We start from the raw sequence: 18,050 nt of genomic DNA, 5'->3' as shown, positions 1-18,050 counted from the left end.
GCGGCGGTCGCGTCAGTCGAACAGGGCGTCGATGTCGTCCTGGCTGAGCCCCTTCCCGCCAAGAGCCGGTCCGTTCAGCAGTTCGGCTTCTTCGTGCACCTCTTCCTCGCTGCGCTCTTCATCCGGCAGCGGCAGGTCACGGAACGCCTCGAGGCCCCAGATATCGATCATCGCCAGGATACGGCTTTCGATGAAGCGCAGGGTGCGGACGACCTGGGTGACCCGCTGGCCGGTGATGTCCTGGAAGGAACACGCCTCGATAATGGCGATCAGGCGTTCGGAGGCATAGTCGATGTGCGGCGACACCTCGCCATCTTCCACCGTCAAGGCCGTGATCTTCTTCAAAGCGGACTCGATGTCGTCAACCGCCGTCATGATCTCGTTGGTCGACTTCTCGGTCGTCGCGGTGATCGCCTCAAGCTGATGCGAGGCGACCTCCATCTGGTCGGTTCCGGCTTCCGGATGCTTGATCGCGGCGATCTCCGCCTTGGCCCGACCGATGCTGCGGACCATCTGCGCGATCTCGATCCGCACGTCGCGCTTCATCGCATCGTCGTCACTGAGCTGATCCCTCTCGGCCAGCACGTCGATGCCCGACCCGTTCAGCCGATCGGTGACGGTCTCGCGCAACTCGGCCATCTCGGCCCGCAGCGCCCGCAACTCATCCATGATTTCGCTGGTCGGCAGCGGTACGCTCGAAACAGCCGCAGCCGCGCCGATCTGCTGACCGCGACGTTCGACTGAAAACACCTTGGCGGGCGCGTGTACCATCTGGGTCTCCCCACCCTTCAACATTCCCTGGGTGGCGTGATCCTGATCCAGAGCTGTTAAATTTGCGTTAAGCGTCAATGGCACGGCGCATCCGGCTCGACAACCCACACAGGATCCGCCGGTCCGGGCGGGCGATTGCAGTGTTAGCAAGTTGTTAATCGCTTTCCGTCATCGTCTATGCTTGCGTTACGGGTACTCGATCGAGGACGTTATGAACTCTACCGCACAGGACGAACGTTCCCGGCTCGACCCGAGCACGCATTTCATTTTTCAGCACCGCATCTTCAAGCTGCCCGATGCTCGGTTCGAGGTGTCCGGCCGCGACCGCGCGCCGGTCCTGCGGGTCAAGCTGGGCGAACTGGACGCCGTCATTCCGATCGATGATGTCTCGACCGAGTTCGGGATCAAGCCGGACGCCCAGGACGGCAAGCTGCTCGTCCAGGTAGCACAGGGCTTGCGCTTCGTCCGGGATATCCGCCCAGGGGACTCGATTCCGTCCGAGTTGCTGGACGGCACCGCCAGCTGGCGGGTCGAGGACCACCACCGCGAGATCGCCAAGAACCGCCTGATGATGCAGGTAGCGACCTGGCTGGGAGGTTCTGAATCGGTGGTCCTGGATTTGCGCGAACTGCGCCGGATGTCGGTCGACAGTTCTATCCAGGACAAGGTCCGCGAGGGCATTACCCGGATCGCCGGCACGCTCGGGCTCGGCGCCAACCGGCGCGACGAAGTCCTGGACATGATCGACCGGTTCGCGCGCGAGCTCTGCTACATCGAAGCACTGCGGGACCGCTACAATCTCGCTGGCGGCATCGGCGACAAGCTGGGCCGGGTCGCGAAACTGTACCGCGACGAGAAACAGTTCCACGAGGAAGTCAGGCGAGCCCAGATCCTGTTCCGGCCGGCGGTCAGCGGTTTCACCGGCCTGTTCGAGCAGGTCGACGCCCAGACCAGCGAGATCATCGCGGTGCTCAAAGGATACGATTCAATGGTCAAGTTCGTGCGCGAGATGCGCGACGAACTTCATCAGCGCCTGATCATCTGGGACACCATCATTCCGGCCTGGGACATCAACCTGGAGCGTCGGCACGACGACATCCGAGAGGCCGTCCGCGCGACGTACCGCTTTGTCGCGTTTCACTTCCCGCAAACCCACGACTGGCTGTAAGCGTCGTTCAAGCGCCCGGTTGAGCGCGGCGCGCGACCAGAAACAGCCGCCGGAACGGGAATGCGGTCCGTCCGTCGGGCCCCGGCGGATAGGCGGCCGCCACCCGAGCCCGGTAGGCGGCTTCGAAGCCCGATCGATCCGGCTCCTCCAGCGCATCCAGAAACGGCCTCAGCCAGGTACCCTTGGTCCACTCCGCGACCGGGTTCTCGCCGTCCAGGATCTGCAGATACTCGGTCTCCCAGATGTCGAGGGAACTCGCCAGCGGGGCCAGACGCGCGGCATAAACCCCCGGCGCGTCGACCGGCGGCGGCGCCAGCATCGGCACGATCCGGTCGGCCCAGGGACCGTCCCGGGCAGCGTCCGCGACCGCCGTGTGCGAGGGCGCACCGAAATTGCGTGGCATCTGGACCGCCAGCCAGCCGCCCGGCGCCACCTGCCTGAACAGATGCGGGAACAGGCTGTCGTGATCGCCCAGCCAATGCAGCGCCGCGTTCGAATACAGGACGTCTACCGCCGGATCGGCAGCCCAGGTGGCCACGTCGGCCGCCACGAACGACAAGGCCGGGTGCTCTTCCCGCGCCCGTGCCAGCATGGTCTCCGACGCATCGACTCCGCCCACCGTCGCCGCGGGCCAGCGCTGCGCCAGGATTGCGGTTACATTGCCGGTGCCGCACCCCAGGTCGACGACCCGCCGGGGTGTCGCGGCGTCGATTCGCGCCAGGAGATCGAGCGCCGGGCGCAGGCGGTGATCGGCAAACTTCAGGTATTGAGCGGGGTCCCAGGCCATTGGCGCACTCGGCAGTGTTCGGGGCATCATCGTCCAGGGTAGGATGCGGGAACCCGCCGGCGTTTGACAGGTTGAAGTCCGGAAGGGTGCGGATCGATCGGACGGGCGATGAACGACCGGCGCGATGATGCCAGCAAGCCTGGAACGAGCGTCTCCAAGAGCAGCATTCCGCGGGCCATTGCGGACCACGCGTCCGGGCATGAGTTTCCGCGCGATGACCGTCCGACCGCCATGCGCCTGCGCAAGCTGTCGCAGCGCGACGTCGATGAGGCGGTGCAGCGCCATGCGTTGTTCGCCAAGGGCCGCACCGGTGGCGGGCGAGCCAGCTTCGCCGGTTGCGATCTCGGCTACCTCGATTTCAAGTCGACCGAGCTGTCCGGCGCCGATTTCTCCGGGGCGCGGCTGGCCCACGCCGACCTGCGCTCGGCCATACTGGTATCGGCCAATCTGTTCGCCTGCGACCTGCGGCATACCGATTTCCGGTTTGCCGATCTGAGCCGCGCCGATCTGCGCGGCGCCTGCCTGCGCGGCTCCAACCTGTCCGACGCCAAGCTCATGGAGGCCGACCTGCGCGACGGCGTGCTGCTCAAGCCCGATGCGCGCGGCAATCTGGTGGCATCCGGCTTCGATACCGCATCCGCCGACATCGCAACGGCGACCGCGATCCGCGCCGACATGTCGAACGCCAAGATGTCGAACGCCTTCGTGGTGCAGACCGACCTCACCGACTCGGTGCTGCGCAATGTCCGGCTGTTCCGCGCGGATCTGAGCCACGCCAACCTCACCGGCTCGAACCTCGAAGGCGCCGACCTGACCGAGGCCAACCTGACCGGCGCGATCCTCAACGGCGCGGTGCTGTACAACGCCATCTTCTCGGGAACCACGCTGACCGACGCCGATCTGGCGGGCGCCGCGTTCTCCAACTTCGACCGCGAGGCCCCGCATTTCGCCGGCGCGCGCCTGCCCAAGGTACTCGACGCGCTCGGCAAGGAAATGCGAACCATGCTGATCGCCCACGACATCTGGATCCGGTCGTCCGGACGCGAGGGCAAGCGGGCGGACCTGACACGGCGCGACGCCAGCGGCCAATCCCTGTCCAGCGTCAACCTGTCGGCTTCGAACATGGAGTTCGTCGTCCTGGTCGGCTGCGACCTGTCGCGCATGGACCTGCTGATGGCCAATATGTCGTTCAGCGACCTGCGCGACGCCGACCTCACCTACGCCGACATGCGCGGCATCACCCTGCGCCGGGCCAACCTGACCGGCGCCAACCTGGTCGGCGCCCAGCTCTCGCCGATCAACATCATCGGCTCGAACGTCCAGCGCTGGGGAGCCCATCTGGAGCACGCCCGGCTTGCCCGGACGAAGCTGCGGGGCGTCGACATGTCCCATGCCTCGCTGCAGCACGCCGATCTGAGCGGGGCCGATCTGCGGGACACGAACCTGACCGGCGCCAACCTTCAGGACGCCGACCTGACCGACGCGGACATGCGGGGCGCCAACCTGAACGACGCCGACCTGCGTGGCGTCACCGGACACCACTCCTGATCGATGAGCGGCGCGGCCGACGGCGGCGACTCCGTCCCCGAGATCACCCGTGCCGTGACCCGCGGCGCAGCCCGGCTGTTCGAGGATCTCGGCTGCGCCGTGGTAACCGAGCTGACGCTGGCCAACGGCCGGCGCGCCGATGTCGCGGCCCTGGCCGCGGATGGCCGCATCACGATGGTCGAGGTCAAGTCGGGGGTGCCTGACTTCCGCTCCGACGCCAAGTGGTCGGAGTACCTGGAGTTCTGCGACTCCCTCTACTTCGCGGTCGCGCCGACGTTCCCACTCGACCTGCTACCGGACGCCGCCACCTGCGGCGTGATCGTTGCCGATGCCTGGGAAGCGACGATCCTGCGGCCGGCACCGGTCCAGCTGCTGGCCGCCGCGCGCCGGCGGGCCATGACCATCCGGATCGCCCGGGTGGCGGCGTTGCGGCTGCGCGCGTTTACGGATCCACGCTTGTAATGCTGCATGTGCGAATGAATCAATCTGACTGCCGATTCATAATTGACTTATTCGAGATCAATAATTGTATACATGCCATATTAAACTGATTTTGGAATTAATATGCTGCCATCAGGGTCGATAGAAGCAGCGCGCATCACTGCCTATGTTGCATTGCGAAGGTGAGCGGATCACCCGCTACCGCAGAACGCAGAGGCAGACATGAGCCTGACCAACCTGACCAAGACCGCAATTGCCTACAGCGTGGGTTTTGCGATGATCGCCATCGTCGCGGTGAACGGCGCGATGAAGTACGCCGTTCTCTGACAACCGGCACCACCCGGCGGCGCTCCATGCTGAGCGTCGGCCGGGGTGCCGGAACGTTCCTATCGACCCGTGGTCGCCCGGGCAATGGTGGCCGTCGTGCTGTGGCCGTCTTCCAGAACGGCAAGCATGACCCGGCCGCCGTGAGCGCGGACCACGTCGGCACCCACCACCTCTTTGTTGGCGTAATCTGCGCCCTTGACCAGCAGGTCCGGCCGTAGCGCCTCGATGACGTCAATCGGCGTGTCCTCGCCGAAGATCACCACCAGATCGACCGAAGCCAGCGAGCCGAGCACCAGCGCGCGTGAGGCGTCGTTCTGGATCGGCCGGCCTTCGCCTTTCAGGCGGCGTACCGACGCGTCGCTGTTGATCCCGACAATGAGCCGGTCGCACTGCGCCTTGGACTGACGCAGCAGCGAGATGTGGCCAGGGTGCAACAGGTCGAAGCATCCGTTGGTGAATCCGACGGTCAGCCCCTTGCCGCGCCACGCCGAGACGTGGGTAAGGGCGTCCTCCAGCGTTACCGTCTTGGCTTCGCCGGTCTCCAGTTCCCGGGCCCGGAACACCGCCGCCAGTTCGGCGGAGCTCGCCGTGGCCGTGCCGATCTTGCCGACCACGATGCCGGCAGCCGCATTGGCCAGCCGGCACGCACTCTCCAGATCGATGCCAGCCGCCAGCGCCGCCGCTACCGTCGCCACCACCGTGTCGCCGGCACCGGATACGTCGTAGACCTCGCGCGCCGTCGCCGGCAGGTGCAGCGGGCTGGCCAGGGCCTCCGACCGCAGCAGGGTCATGCCGTCCTGGCTGCGTGTCACCAGCACCGCCTCGATGCCGGTACGCTCGATCAGCGCCGCTGCCGCCGCCACCACTTCGGAATCGGACCCGGTCGGCAGGCCGGTCGCCTCGGTCAACTCGCGCCGGTTCGGCGTCACCAGGGTGGCGCCACCGTAGCGTCCGTAGTCGTTGCCCTTGGGATCGACGATCACCGGAATCGCGCTCGGCCGCGCCGCCGCGATCATCCGCCGGACCACCCGCTCGGTCAGCACGCCCTTGCCGTAGTCCGACAGCACCAGCGCCTGCGCCTGCCCCAGGTCGGCCTCGGCCCGCGCGATGATCTCCTCTTCCAGAACGGTCGCCACCGCATGGGCACGCTCCCGGTCGGCGCGCAGCATCTGCTGCCCGCCCGCGATGTAGCGGGTCTTGATGGTCGTCGGCCGGTCGTCCTCCTCGTGGAGATGGCTTTCGATATCGTCGTCGGCGCGCAGCAACCCCTTGATCTCGCGCGCCGCCTCGTCGCGTCCGAGCAACGCCACCAGGCATACCGATGCCGCCTGGGCCCGCAGGTTGCGGACCACGTTCCCAACGCCGCCGAGCATGGCCTGCTCGCGCTCGATCCGCAGCACCGGCACCGGGGCCTCCGGCGAGATGCGCTCGACCGCGCCATAGACGAAGCGATCAAGCATCACGTCGCCGACGGCAAGCACCCGAACGTCGGCAAGCCGCCCAACCAGTTCCGCCAATTGCGAGTCGGGAATCACGACGGATCCACAAGGCCAAGTTCAACTTCGACCGCCCCGCACAGCATCTGCCCGAGCAGGATATGCATCTCCTGGATGCGTGCTGCGGTCTTGGACGGGACGATCAGCATCAGGTCGGACACCTCGCCCAGCCTGCCGCCATCACCGCCGCCGAACGCGACGGTCTGCAGCCCGGCGGCCCGCGCGGTTCGCAGTCCCTCGATGACGTTCGGCGACCGGCCGGAGGTCGACAGGCCAATAGCCACGTCGCCCGCCCTGCCCAGCGCCTCGATCTGGCGCGAGAACAGACGCTCGAACCCAAGGTCGTTGCCGATCGCCGTCAATACGCCACCGTCGGTGGTCAGGCCGAGCGCTGCGATCGCGGCACGGTCGCGTTTGTAGCGGACGGCGAACTCGGTCGCGATGTTGTGAGCGTCGGCAGCGCTGCCGCCGTTCCCGAACAATAGAATCTTGCCGCCTGCCTGCACGGCCTGTGTCACCATGGCAACCAGTTGGGCAAACGGCTGCGACAGCGCCGCTCGGGTAGCAGCCGTCACGGCGGCGTGTTCGGCAAACTCGGCGTCGAAAAAGCGGTCGATATCCATCGGCGGATCCGGAGCGGTGGGGCCGTACCCGACCGTGTACCCCCTGCGCCGGACCCTGCCAAGAGCCACGCAAGGCACCCGCATCGCGAGATTCATAAAAATTTAAGGAAAATACTTTTCTATCTTCCCAGGGAGGTACTCGTGGAATATACTTATGTCTGGGAAGAGTGGGGACCAAAATGGCCACCATAAGCGGCACAAACGCCGATGAGACACTCTCGGGCGGCGCTGGCGATGACACAATCGACGGCGGTAACGGCGCAGACGTATTGTATGGCGGAGCCGGAAACGACCTCGTCGACGGCAGCGCCGGCAACGCCGGATCGTACAACCAGCCCATCGGCAACGACACCCTGATCGGCGGTACCGGCAACGACACGTTGCGCGGCGGCGGCGGTGACGACGTGTACGTGTTCAACGCCGGTGACGGCCACGACACCATCCGCGACTACTACATACAGCACTACAGAAGCCCGCTCGGTAAGGTATTTAGTCCGGTCGAGGTCGACGGCGGCGTCGACACCCTGCAGTTCGGAACCGGAATAACCGCCGACGACACTTGGTTCATGCTCGACGGCGACTCCCTGGTCATCGGGCTGCGCGACGGAACCTCCGACCTCTACGATCTGTCCGATCAGATCCGCTGGGAGTCGTTGAGCAACCCGTTCCGGCGCTTCGAGTCGATCGCTTTCGACGACGGCACCAGCTTCACCTTCAACGAGGTCCTGTCCAACCTCGAGGGGTCCGCCGGAGCGGACACCGTCTCCTGGACCTATTCGAGCCTCGGCATCTCGGCCGGCGCTGGTAACGATACCGTAACGTCCGGCGGTTTCGCGGATACGTTGTCCGGCGGGATCGGGGACGATCTGATTCGCGCGGGCGGTGGCGACGACATGGTGGTCGGCGGTGACGGCCGCGACGTGCTGTCGGGCGGCGCCGGCAGGGATACCCTGAGCGGCGGCACCGGAGCCGACACCATTGACGGCGGAAACGGCGACGACCTGCTGCTCGGCGGCGCCGGTGACGACGATCTGCGCGGCTCGGGCGGCCTGGCCGGGACGATCAACGAGGAAGCCGGCAACGACACGTTGTCCGGCGGTACCGGCAATGACCTGCTGCGCGGCGGTGGCGGCAACGACACCTACGTATTCCATCGCGGCGACGGCCAGGACACCGTCCTCGACGAATACAACTACACTTATCAGACTCCGCTCGGGACCATCGAGCCGATTGCCCTGGTAAACGGCGGCGTCGACAAGCTGGTGCTCGGACCGGGGATCACCGCCGCCGACCTGTGGATCGACTTGGTCGGCGACGACCTGATCATCGGTCTTCGCGAGGGCGACACCGAACTCCAGAACCTGTCGGACCGGATCACCGTTCAGAACTGGCGCAGCGTCGACCGGCGCCTGGAGTCCATCGAGTTCTCCGACGGGTCGTCCCTGAACGTGCCGCAGATGATGGCACGCATCGATGGCACGGCCGGCGACGACACGTTTAGCTTTGGGGAGACCGCCGTCGGCATGAAGGCCGCCGACGGCAACGACGTCATCACCACCGGCGGGTTCGCCGACACGCTGTCGGGCGGCGACGGCAACGACACGATCAACAGTGGGGAAGGCGCGGACCTCGTATCCGGCGGCAACGGTAGCGACCGGATCAACGCCGGCCACGGCGCGGACACCGTATACGGTGGCACCGGCGACGACACCATCGACGGCGGGGCCGGAGCGGACCTGCTGTCCGGTGGCGCGGGCAACGATATCCTGCTCGGCAGTGGCGGCCAGAAGAATACCGGACTCAATGAATCGGCGGCCGAAGACACCTTGGTCGGTGGCGCCGGCGACGACACGCTGTACGGCGGTGGCGGCAACGATCTCTATCGCTTCTCGCGGGGCGATGGATCGGACTTCATCCGCGACGAATTCTGGCAGACCACGCAAAGCCCGCTCGGCCACATCTTCAGTCCGGTCCTGTTGAACGGCGGTGCCAACGACACCTTGCAGTTCGACGGCGGGTTATCGCTGGACGACGCCACGTTCTGGTTCGACGGCGGCGACCTTGAGGTGGTGCTGCCGAACGGCGAGGCCCTGCCGTGGGAGGCGATCGCCGATCGCGTCCGCATGGACGAGTGGACCGACACGCTCCGCAAGATCGAGAACATCAAGTTCGGGGACGTGACCGTCGACGCCGACTCCTTGTCGTCGATCGCCAACTCGGTGACCGGTGGCGACGACTTGATCGGCTGGTCCGCGGCCGGCCTGCGGATCGATGCCGGCGCCGGCGCTGATACGATTCTGGGCAGCGGGTACCGCGACTATATTCTCGGCGGCACCGGCGCCGACTCGCTGGTCGGCAATGGCGGCGACGACACGCTGCAGGGCGATTCCGGGAACGATGCGCTGTATGGCGGGGCCGGCGACGACGTGCTGGACGGCGGCGCGGGGGCGGACACGCTCTACGGTGGCGAAGGCAACGACCTGTTCGTCATCCGGGTAGAGAACGGTACCGCACCGGACTTCGTCGGCGATGTGTTCGCTGATTTCGGCGCGGGCGACGGCATTCGACTGGACGGCGCCAACATCAGCGCCTCTGCGATAACCCTGACGGTTGCCGAGGATGGGCTGACCACGTCGGTCGGCATCGATCTGAACGGCGATGGCGTCCCCGATGTTTCGTTCTCGATCGATGGCGCCTACCACAGCGTCATTCCGACGGTTACGACAGCCGGCGGCGTCACCTACACCGATATTGCGTTCTCCGAAGACGGCGATGGCAGCGGACCAACCCCGTTCAACGACACTTTGACGGGTACGTCTGGCGACGACACGATTGATGCCCTTGCGGGCGACGACGTTGTGTTCGGCGGCCTTGGCAACGACGTGCTGGTCGGCAGCGAGGGCAACGACGCGCTGTCCGGCAGCTACGGCAACGACACGCTGAGCGGCGGAACCGGCGACGACACGCTGTTCGGCAGCCTGGACGACGACCAGATCTCCGGTGGCGACGGCAACGACCTGCTGATCGGCGGGGGCGGCAACGACACCCTGTCCGGTGGTGCGGGCGACGACACGCTGCTGGCCGACGATGGCGACGACGTCGCCAACGGCGGCGACGGCAACGACCTGGCGCTGGGTGCTGCGGGCAATGACGAGTTGATCGGCGGTGCCGGCGACGACACGCTGGACGGCGCCGGTGGCAACGACACGCTGTCGGGCGGAGCGGGCGACGACATCCTGGGCGGTGTCGACGGTGATGATTCGGTTCTCGGCGGCGCCGGGAACGACCTGCTGGGTGGTTATGTCGGCGACGACACGCTGCGCGGCGAGGCGGGCAGCGACACGCTGACCGGCGGTGACGGCAACGACCTGCTGGATGGCGGGGCCGATGCCGATATCCTGTACGGCGGCGCGGGCAACGACACGCTGAGCGGCGGTGGCGCAAACGACACGCTGAGCGGTGGCGAAGGCGACGACGCGGTCAGCGGTGGCGACGGCGATGACGTGATCTTCGCCGGCGGCGGCGCCGACACGATCGCCGGTGGTGCCGGCACCGACGTGTACCAGGTGACCCAGTTCCACCAGCTCGACGGCGACGTCTACAGCGACTACGAGGCTGGCGAGAAGATCCGGATCGAGGGGGTCGACGCGTCGGTTGCGAGCGTGACGCTGAGCGAGGCCGATGGCGTGACCACGGTTGCGCTGGACGTCGATGGCGACGGCACGTCGGACGTGTCGTTCCAGGTCGTCGGCAGCTTCCCGGGGGCCGCCCTCACCAACGTCGACGGCGTCGCCGAACTCATCCTCGGCGATGCGTCCCTGAACGGCCCGACCGAGTTCGCCGACACCCTGACCGGCACGACCGGTGACGACACGATATCCGCCCTGGCCGGCGACGACCTGGTGTCGGCGCTCGAAGGCGACGATCTGGTGTCCGGCATGGCCGGCAATGACACGCTGTCCGGTGGTGCCGGCAACGACACGCTCGACGGCGGCGCTGACAACGACGTGCTGGTGGGCGGCGACGGCGACGATGCGCTGGTTGGCGGCGCTGGTACGGACGTTCTGGCTGGCGGCGCTGGCAACGACGCGCTGAACGGTGGCGACGGCGACGACACGCTGACCGGTGGCGATGGCGCCGACGTTCTGCAGGGCGGCGACGGCAGCGATGTGCTGGCCGGCGGCGCAGGCACCGACACGCTATATGGCGGCGCCGGCAACGACACGTTCGCGGCCGCGACCCTGGCCGAACTCGACGGCGATACCCTGGCCGACTACGCCGAGGGCGATGTCATCCAGATCGACACTCCGCTCGGCGAGAACGCCGGCGTCACCGTCTCGGTGAGCGATGGCGTGACCACGGTCAGCGTCGACAGCGACGGCGACGGCAACCCGGACGCGACATTTACGGTCAGCGGTACGTTCCGCGGCGCAGGCGTCACGACCGTCGACGGCGTGACCCAGATCGCGTTGACCGAGGCTGGTGGAACCGCGACCGAGTTCGCCGACACCCTGACCGGCACGGAAAACGGCGACACGATCTCGGCCCTGGCCGGCGACGACCTGGTGTCGGGGCTGACGGGCGACGATCTGGTGTCCGGCATGGCCGGAAATGACACCCTGTCGGGTGGCGGCGGCAACGATACGCTCGATGGCGGCGACGACGATGACGTGCTGGTCGGCGGTGCCGGCGAGGACGTGCTGTCCGGCGGTGCCGGGAACGACGCGCTCGCCGGCGGCGACGGCAACGATGTCCTGGGCGGTGCGACGGTAATGACACGCTGTCCGGTGGTGCCGGCAACGACCTGCTGGGCGGTGGGGCCGGTGCGGACGCCCTGTCCGGCGGCGACGGCGACGACACACTCGACGGTGGCGACGGCGATGACGCGCTGAATGGCGGCGCGGGTTCGGACGTCCTGTCTGGCGGCGCCGGCAACGACACGCTGTCCGGTGGAAGCGGCAACGATCTCCTGGACGGCGGTGCCGGTGCGGATGTCCTGGCAGGCGGCGACGGCGACGACACGCTGCTCGGCGGTGACGGCAACGACGTTCTGCAGGGCGGCGACGGTGGCGACGTGCTGGCCGGCGGTTCGGGCGCCGACACGCTGTACGGCGGGGCCGGCAACGACACGTTCGCGGCGGCGACCCTGGCCGAACTCGACGGCGATACCCTGGCGGACTATGCCGAGGGCGATGTCATCCAGATCGGCACGCCGCTCGGCGAGAATGCGGACGTCAGCGTCTCGGTAACCAATGGCGTGACCACCGTCAGCATCGACAGCGACGGCGACGGCAACCCGGACGCGACCTTCACGATCGACGGCACGTTCCGCGGCATCGACTTCACCACGGTCGATGGCGTCACCCAGATCGCGCTGACCGAGGCGGGCGGGACCGCAACCGAGTTCGCCGACACCCTGACCGGTACCGAGAACGGCGATACGATCTCGGCCCTGGCCGGCGACGATCTGGTGTCGGCGCTCACCGGCGACGATCTGGTGTCCGGCATGGCCGGCAACGACACCCTGTCGGGTGGCGGCGGCAACGACACGCTTGATGGCGGCGACGACGACGATGTCCTGGTCGGCGGCGACGGTTCGGACGCGCTGTCGGGCGGTACCGGGAACGACGCGCTCGATGGCGGCGACGGCGACGACACGCTGGTCGGCGGCGCCGGCGCGGACGTCCTCTCGGGCGGTGCCGGCAACGACGCGCTGAACGGTGGCGACGGCAACGACACGCTGGTTGGCGGCGAGGGCACCGACGTTCTGCAGGGCGGCGACGGTTCGGATGTCCTGGCGGGCGGTTCGGGCGCCGACACGCTGTATGGCGGGGCCGGCAACGATACGTTCTCCGCAGCGACCCTGGACGAGCTGAACGGCGATACCCTGGCCGACTACGCCGAGGGCGACGTCATCCAGATCGGCACGCCGTTGGGTGAGAACGCCAACGTTTCCGTCTCTGTGACCGAGGGCGTCACCACGGTCAGCATCGACAGCGACGGTGACGGCAACCCGGACGCGACCTTCACGATCGACGGCACATTCCGCGGCATCGACTTCACCACGGTCGATGGCGTCACCCAGATCGCGCTGACCGAGGCCGCGAACCCGACCGAGTTCGCCGATACCCTGACCGGCACCGAGAACGCCGACACGATCTCGGCCCTGGCCGGTGATGACCTGGTGTCGGGCCTGGCCGGTGACGACGTGATGTCCGGCATGGCCGGCAACGACACCCTGTCGGGTGGGGTCGGCAACGATACGCTCGACGGCGGCGCTGGTAACGACGTGCTGGTGGGCGGCGACGGGGCGGATTCCCTGGTCGGCGGGGCCGGCAACGACAACCTCCAGGGCGGCGCCGGTTCCGACACCCTCGAAGGGGGCGCGGGCCGCGACACGCTGAACGGCGGCGAGGGTGGCGACCTGTACCGCTGGAACGCCGACTCGAACAGCCCGATCGTCCACTACCAGGTCGGCGATCCGGAGAATCACAACTACGAGGGCAGCAACTGGCAGTCGGCGGAGACGCTCGCGTCGTCCGACCCGGGTCACTCGCAACACGACAACTACCATGACGACGGCCAAACCGGCGTCGACACCCTGAGCGGCACCTCTGAGAACGACAACATCGCCCTGCACTTCGGCGGCGAGCGGTTGCGCGGCATCGAGGTGATCGACGGCGGCGCGGGCGATGACGTCATCGACCTCGCCAGCCACGTCTACAGCTACGGCGATGCCACGCTGATCGGTGGCGAAGGCAACGACGCGCTGTGGGGCAATATCGGTAACGATCTGCTCGACGGCGGCACCGGCAACGACTGGCTGGCCGGCAATTCCGGCGACGACACCCTGAAGGGCGGCGCAGGCGATGACCGGCTTGAGGGCTTCAGCGACAACGACGTGCTGTCCGGCGGCGCCGGCAGCGACTCCCTGTCCGGCGGAACCGGCAACGACCTGCTGTCCGGCGGCATCGGCGACGACACCCTCGTGGGTGGTGCCGGAGCCGACACGCTGCTGGGCGGCGACGGAGCCGATGAGTTCCGTGCGGCATCGGTCGCCGACCTGGACGGCGACTCGATCGCCGACTACCAGCAGGGCGAGACCATCCGGATCGGTGGCCTGGATTCCGAGGTCGCCGCAGTCACCGTCGTAACGGCCGACGGCGTCTCGACGGTCTCGATCGACGCCAACGGCGACGGCTCCGCCGAAGCGACCTTCACGGTCGCCGGCACCTTCACGGCCGGCATGTTGAGCGATGGCGGCGACGGATCGGTCCTGCTGACCCTCGACACCGTGCCGCCGTTGCAGCTGGAGGCGATGGGCACCGCCGACCTCGATGGCGACGGCGACCTGGAGCAGATCTGGCGGATCGTCAACCCGACCGATGGCGACATCACCGCCACCCTGGACCTGCTCGGCGTGACCGACAGCCAGGAAGGTAACGTGGTTGCCACCCCGGGCGGGACCTATGTCTGGACCGAGGCCGACTCCGGCACGCTGGAAGTCAGCTGGACCGGCCCCGACGGTGCGCGGGCCGTGTCCACCACCGCCAACCCGAACGCCGCCGACCTGGCGGCGCTGGAAGCGGACGGCTTCGTCAATCCGTTCGCCCAGCCGTTCGGGGCGACCGAATACGACGACACGCTGGTCGGTACCGGCGGTGACGACACGATCTCCGCCCTCGCCGGCGACGACCTGGTCTCGGCCAAGGACGGCAACGACGTGGTGTCCGGCATGGCCGGCAACGACACCCTTCTCGGCCAGGATGGCGACGACTCGCTGATCGGCGGCGAGGGTGACGACTCGCTCTATGGCGCCAGCGGCGCCGACGTCCTGTCCGGCGGCATGGGCAACGACACCCTGCGCGGCGGCATCGGCGCCGACACGCTGTCCGGCGGCGAAGGCGACGACTCGATCCGCGGCGATGCGGGCGCCGACCTGATGGTGGGCGGCGACGGCAACGACACCCTGATCGGCGGCGGCGATGCCGATACGCTGTCCGGCGGTGCCGGCGACGACCGCCTGCAGGGCGGACGCGAAGACGACCAGTTGCTCGGCGGCAGCGGCGACGACACCCTGATCGGCGGCGGCGGTACCGATCTGCTGTCCGGCGGCGAAGGCAACGACTCGATCCGCGGCGGCGGCGACGCCGATACCATCTACGGCGGGACCGGCGACGACACGCTGGTCGGTGCCAGCGGCGCGGACGTTCTGAGCGGCGGCCTCGGCAACGACGTCCTGAATGGCGGCGGCGACGCGGACACCCTGTCCGGCGGTGATGGCGATGACACCCTGAAGGGTGGCGGTGGCGTCGATCTGCTGTACGGCGGAGCGGGCAACGACGTCCTGGTCGGGCATCGTGACGCCGATACCCTGTCGGGGGGTGCGGGCGACGACACGCTGCGCGGCGGTGGCGGCAACGACATCCTGCTGGGCGCCGAGGGCAACGATTCGCTGGCCGGTGGTGCCGATGCCGATACGCTGTCCGGCGGTGTCGGCGACGACACCCTGCGCGGCAACGGCGGTGCCGATCTTCTGTCCGGCGGTGAAGGCAACGATCTGCTGCAGGGCGGACGCGACAGCGACACGCTGTATGGCGGGACCGGCGACGACACCCTGATCGGCGGCGGTGGCGGCGACATCCTGTCGGGTGGCGACGGCAACGACTCGATCCGCGGCGGCACCGGCGACGACCTGCTGGTCGGCGCCGAAGGCAACGACACACTGATAGGCATTGCCGGCGACAACACCCTGTACGGTGGCGCCGGCGACGATCTGCTGAAGGGTGGCCGTGGTGGCGACACACTGTCCGGCGGAGCGGGCGACGACACGCTGGTCGGCGGCGGCGGCAACGACATCCTGCTGGGCGCCGAGGGCAACGACTCGCTGGCCGGCGGTGCGGATGCCGACACGCTGTCCGGCGGTATTGGCGACGACACCCTGCGCGGCAACGGCGGCGCCGATCTTCTGTCAGGTGGCCTGGGCAATGACCTGCTGCAGGGCGGACGCGACAGCGACACGCTGTATGGTGGGGCCGGCGACGACACCCTGATCGGCGGCGACGGCGGCGACATCCTGTCGGGCGGCGACGGCAACGACTCGATCCGCGGCGGCACCGGCGACGACCTGATCGTCGGCGCGGACGGAAACGACACCCTGATCGGCGGTGGCGGCAACGACACCGTGTACGGCGGGGCCGGCGACGACCTGCTGCGGGGCGGCCGCGATGCCGACATCCTGTCCGGCGGAGTGGGCGACGACACCCTCATCGGCGGCGGTGGCAACGACGTCCTGTACGGCGCCGAGGGCAACGACTCTCTGGCCGGTGGCGCGGATGCCGACACCCTGTCCGGCGGTGCCGGCGACGACACCCTGGTCGGCAACCACGGCACCGACGTGCTGTCCGGTGGTGCCGGCAATGACCTGCTGAAGGGCGGCCGGGATTCCGACACGCTGTACGGCGGCACCGGCGATGACACACTGCTCGGCAACGGCGGCGACGACCTGCTGTCCGGCGGCGACGGCGACGACTCGATCCGCGGCGGAAACGGTGCCGACACCCTGGTGGGTGGCGACGGCAACGACACGCTGATCGGTGTTGCCGGCAGCGACGAGCTGAGCGGCGGCGCCGGTAACGACCTGCTGAAGGGCGGCCGCGATGCCGATGTTCTTTCCGGCGGTGCCGGCGATGACACGCTGATCGGTGGCGGCGGCAACGACACGCTCGATGGCGGCGACGGCGACGACTCGCTCCGTGGCGCGGGCGACGATGACGCGCTGTATGGCGGCAGCGGTGACGACACCCTGGTTGGCCGTACCGGTGCCGACGTGCTGTCCGGCGGTGCCGGCAACGACGTGCTGTCCGGTGGTGCCGGTGCCGATACCCTGGCGGGTGGCGCCGGAGTGGACCGGTTCGAAGGCTCGCTCGCCCACCTCAACGGCGACCGCATCACCGATTACGAGGATGGCGAGGCGATCCACGTCACTTCGCTGAACATCAACCGCGCCCAGGTGACCCTCACCACCGCGGACGGCGTGACCACGGTCGCGATCGACAACAACGGCGACGGCACCGCCGACTCGACCTTCCAGGTCGACGGCACCTACACCTCGGCGACCATTACCGCCGGCGAGGGCCGCTCGGCCGACATCACCCTGTCGTCGGCGCCGGTGGTCCAGCCGCTGGTCCTGACCGCCATGGGCACCGCCGACCTCGACGGCGACGGCGACCTTGAGCAGATCTGGAAGCTGGTGAACCCGACCGGCGAAGCCGTCGAGGCGACCGCCGACCTGCAGGGAATCGACGATCCGCAGGATGGCCCGATCTCGGTGCCGCCGGGCGAGAGCTACTTCTGGAGCGAAGCGGGCGACGGCACCATGGTGGTGACCTACAGCCTGAGCGGCGCGCCGGCCGATGTCACGGCCGTGGCCAGCGGCGACCCGGCGGACGTTCCTGCCCTGGAGGCTGCCGGCTTCGTCAATCCGTTCGCCGGCACGTCGCAGTCGGGCACCGAAGGCGACGACACCATCACCGGCGGTCTCGGCAACGACACAATCTCGGGCCTGGGCGGCAACGACGAACTGTCGGGCGGCGACGGCGACGACACGCTCGACGGTGGTACCGGCGATGACACCCTGGTTGGTGGTGCCGGCAACGACGTCCTGTCGGGCGGCGACGGCAACGACGCGCTGTATGGCGGCGCGGGCGACACCATGGTCGGCGGAACCGGCAACGATACGGTCTACGTCGACTCGCTCGATGACCTGGACGGCATGACCTTCGAAGGCGTCGAGACCCTGGTGGTCAACGGCATCACCCCGCCGGCCGCCGGTTCCAACCTGCTGATCAACGGCGATTTCGAGACCACCGGCCCGCTGAACACCAACT

The 18,050-nt window shown here is 68.0% G+C and carries 8 protein-coding genes and 2 pseudogenes; 6 read left to right on the top strand and 4 right to left on the bottom strand.

What is annotated here, in order from left to right; genetic code table 11:
* Nucleotides 1–12 precede the first annotated feature (12 nt).
* A complete protein-coding gene (locus tag RIC54_RS02535) occupies nt 13–771 on the bottom strand; it encodes a protein phosphatase CheZ (protein WP_350098178.1) in 759 nt (252 codons plus the stop codon).
* A gap of 211 nt (nt 772–982) precedes the next feature.
* Between RIC54_RS02535 and RIC54_RS02530 the strand changes: the two genes are divergently transcribed.
* Entirely contained in the window at nt 983–1,939 is a 957-nt protein-coding gene (locus tag RIC54_RS02530) for a hypothetical protein (RefSeq protein ID WP_350098179.1), read from the top strand.
* A 7-nt stretch (nt 1,940–1,946) separates the two neighbouring features.
* Here RIC54_RS02530 and RIC54_RS02525 read toward each other — a convergent pair whose 3' ends face one another.
* A complete protein-coding gene (locus RIC54_RS02525) occupies nt 1,947–2,726 on the bottom strand; it encodes a methyltransferase domain-containing protein (protein ID WP_350098180.1) in 780 nt (259 codons plus the stop codon).
* A gap of 108 nt (nt 2,727–2,834) precedes the next feature.
* On the opposite strand from RIC54_RS02525, the gene RIC54_RS02520 reads away from it, so the two are divergent.
* A complete protein-coding gene (locus RIC54_RS02520) occupies nt 2,835–4,274 on the top strand; it encodes a pentapeptide repeat-containing protein (RefSeq protein ID WP_350098181.1) in 1,440 nt (479 codons plus the stop codon).
* A gap of 3 nt (nt 4,275–4,277) precedes the next feature.
* Nucleotides 4,278–4,736 (top strand): MmcB family DNA repair protein, encoded by a 459-nt coding sequence (locus tag RIC54_RS02515; protein ID WP_350098182.1) that lies wholly within the window; start codon nt 4,278–4,280, stop codon nt 4,734–4,736.
* 365 nt (nt 4,737–5,101) lie between these two features.
* On the opposite strand, the gene rfaE1 is transcribed toward RIC54_RS02515, so the two are convergent.
* Both rfaE1 and RIC54_RS02505 read right to left on the bottom strand, forming a co-directional pair.
* The gene (gene rfaE1, locus RIC54_RS02510; protein ID WP_350150506.1) at nt 5,102–6,577 is read right to left on the bottom strand and encodes a D-glycero-beta-D-manno-heptose-7-phosphate kinase; all 1,476 of its coding nucleotides are present in this window, start codon (nt 6,575–6,577) and stop codon (nt 5,102–5,104) included.
* Entirely contained in the window at nt 6,574–7,161 is a 588-nt protein-coding gene (locus RIC54_RS02505; RefSeq protein ID WP_350098184.1) for an SIS domain-containing protein, read from the bottom strand. Before RIC54_RS02505 ends, rfaE1 begins: the two co-directional genes overlap by 4 nt.
* Nucleotides 7,162–7,340: 179 nt before the next feature.
* Here RIC54_RS02505 and RIC54_RS02500 point away from each other — a divergent pair, with 179 nt between their 5' ends.
* From RIC54_RS02500 to RIC54_RS02490, 3 genes and pseudogenes are all read left to right on the top strand, one after another.
* Nucleotides 7,341–12,053 carry a beta strand repeat-containing protein gene (locus tag RIC54_RS02500; protein WP_350150504.1) on the top strand — a complete coding sequence of 1,571 codons (4,713 nt, stop codon included), beginning with the start codon at nt 7,341–7,343 and terminating at the stop codon, nt 12,051–12,053.
* Nucleotides 11,966–12,166: pseudogene (locus tag RIC54_RS02495) on the top strand (calcium-binding protein); the annotation flags it as partial. The gene RIC54_RS02500 and the pseudogene RIC54_RS02495, both read left to right, overlap by 88 nt.
* 69 nt (nt 12,167–12,235) lie before the next feature.
* Nucleotides 12,236–18,050 (top strand): annotated as a pseudogene (locus tag RIC54_RS02490) (hypothetical protein); the annotation flags it as partial.

Origin of the sequence: Thalassobaculum sp. (genome assembly GCF_040219215.1) — a bacterium.
Classification (GTDB): domain Bacteria; phylum Pseudomonadota; class Alphaproteobacteria; order Thalassobaculales; family Thalassobaculaceae; genus Thalassobaculum_A.
The sequence above is the reverse complement of the archived record's forward strand: the minus strand, read 5'-3'. Positions and strand labels throughout refer to the sequence as shown.